This window comes from Fibrobacter sp. (assembly GCA_024398965.1).
Classification (GTDB): domain Bacteria; phylum Fibrobacterota; class Fibrobacteria; order Fibrobacterales; family Fibrobacteraceae; genus Fibrobacter.
This window is the reverse complement of sequence record JAKSIF010000115.1, coordinates 1-2,243: the sequence shown is the minus strand read 5'-3', so window position 1 is coordinate 2,243 and position 2,243 is coordinate 1. Positions and strand designations below refer to the sequence as shown.

The window sequence follows — 2,243 nt, the reverse complement described above, 5'->3', positions numbered from 1 at the left end:
TCAGGTTACGGACACCGAACATTTCCTTAAGGATGCCGTACTTGGCCGCACTATGGATAGCAAAACCGCAACTCAGGCCAATGGAAAGCCAGAAGGCCACCCTAACACAGCCGCAAGTCACAAGAACCGCCTGGGCAATAACAAAGCAGGTCATCATCAAGGAAGACCAGGCCAGAACCTTGTTCTTGGAAAACCTGTTTGTGAAAAGACCAGCAAAGAAGACCATCAGTACATAAGGTGCCACAAAGAAAATCTGCAGCATGAAGGTCTGCCAGGTAACGCCATCGGCTGCGGTGAAGGAACCGGCCAGAATTTTCTGAGCGTAAATGAATACGCCAAGCTGAACAAAAGTCGTTGCCAGAATAGACAAAAAGTAGCGGGTCGCACCCTTAACTTTCCACATAGTTAAGTCCTTTTTCAAAATATTCTTTAAAGGAAATGTAATTAAAAAGGGGGGATTGCTCCCCCTCTCTTACTTAATAAGCGCCTCTAAATCATCAATGGTTTTCGGAAGATGTTTAGAAATATTTTCAAAGCCGGTTTTCGTTATCAAAAGGTCATCCTCGATGCGGATACCGATCTTTTCGTGGTACTTCTTGCCGTTGATCACAGCCCAGAATTCTCCGTACAGGCCCGGTTCGCAGGAAATCAGCATTCCCGGCACCAGTTCCGTATCCAGGGAGCGGGTTCCAGGCTCCCCTTCGTGAATCTGTTCGCCAATAAAGTGACTTACACCGTGGGGGCGCTTGTCGTAAAGCAGCTTGAACTTGCCCTTGGCTCCCTTCACCAGGCGTTCATCCAGGGCCTTCATGATAAAGTCCCAGGGCACCATGCCGATTTCCTTCAGAGAAACACCCGGGCGAACAAACTTCTGGTACTCCTCCTGGGAGTCCAGTACGATTTGGTACAACATTTTCTGCAGGGGGTTGAACTTGCCGCCCACAGGCAACGTGCGGGAGATATCGCTATGGAGTGAATTCCAGCGGATGCCGAAGTCAAGGAGCACAAGCTCCCCTGCCTTCAGGGGCTCATCCTTCTTTACGTAGTGAAGGCAGCAGGCGTTTTCGCCACCGGCAACGATGGTGGGGAAAGCAAGATCGCCATCGCTATGGCGTTGCATCTCGTAATCCAGCATCAGCCCAAGGTCACGTTCGTTCTTGAGGCTAGACATATTGGCAAGAACCTTACGGAAGGCGGCGTCGGTAATATCCTGTGCCTTGCGGGCGTCTTCGATACGTTCCTTTTCCAGAGGCAGACGGAGCTGCCAGTGGAGCTTGGCAGCACTCTTGATCTTGAAACCCTTCAGTTCGGTGCCGGCGGATTTCAAGGCCTTTGCCATTTCCTTACGGAACTGGTCGTTATGATCGTCGGGGAACTTTTCAAAGTAGTAAGCGTAGGCAAAGCCAGGCTTCTGAACCTTGCGGGCCCTTGCTATAATAGTATCCCAAAGTTCATCCACAGGACGAACGTCCTTGATTCCTGTCACCTTGGAAACCTCGCTGGAGCCTTCCACATAGCCAAGGCGCTTGCCGTTCCAAAATTCCTTGAAGGGGTCCTTGGCGGGAACAAAGAGGATTTCCTCCCCCACCTTCGGGTCCAAAAGCAGGTAGCAGCCGGGCTGGTTGATCCCGGTCAGGTACATAAAGGCCGGTTCCTGGATCATTTTGTTCCAGGTCTGCACATAAGCTTCTTCTGCGCCGGGTTCCATGGGCATTCCTGCAAAAACGCAGAAGGAATCCAGAAGATCCATCATTTTTTTACGGCGATTTCTGTAGATTTTCTTGGAATCGTAACTGCCAGAAGCGATAAAAACCTGGGAATAAGGGTTTAAAGAAGGTCTTTCAGCCATATTTAGCCTCGTAAATATCTTTTTTCGGCACAAAATTTACCTTTTTTACATTCATTTCGGCATAAATTATATACATTTTAGCCATCACAGACTATAATGGAGCCTGAACAAATGTCTCTTTTGAAAAATTGGAAATTGATGTTGGCAGCTGCGGCTGTTGCAATGTTCACTGCTTGCGCCGGTTCTAACGGTGGCAGCGACGATGATTATGATGATAGCGATTCTCCGGCTGAAGCATCCTCCGCTAAGAAGGCTGCTCCTAAGGAAAAGATTGACGAAAACAAGCTGAAGAAGACCGAACAGGAAGCTACCGCCATTACCGAAGAAAACCACAAGCTCCGTAAGGAAATCTTCGACGCCAAGAATAAGCTCGGTATCTCCACTGCTACCGACG

3 protein-coding genes are annotated in these 2,243 nt (G+C 49.1%); 1 reads left to right on the top strand and 2 read right to left on the bottom strand.

Features of this window, described 5'->3' with window-relative positions:
• A partial coding sequence (locus MJZ26_14925; protein MCQ2107070.1) for an acyl-[ACP]--phospholipid O-acyltransferase occupies window positions 1-403 on the bottom strand: 403 nt, incomplete at its 3' end.
• Window positions 404-472: 69 nt separating this feature from the next.
• Entirely contained in the window at window positions 473-1,849 is a 1,377-nt protein-coding gene (locus MJZ26_14920) for a Xaa-Pro peptidase family protein (protein MCQ2107069.1), read from the bottom strand.
• Window positions 1,850-1,960: 111 nt separating this feature from the next.
• Here MJZ26_14920 and MJZ26_14915 point away from each other — a divergent pair.
• A partial coding sequence (locus MJZ26_14915; protein MCQ2107068.1) for a hypothetical protein occupies window positions 1,961-2,243 on the top strand: 283 nt, incomplete at its 3' end.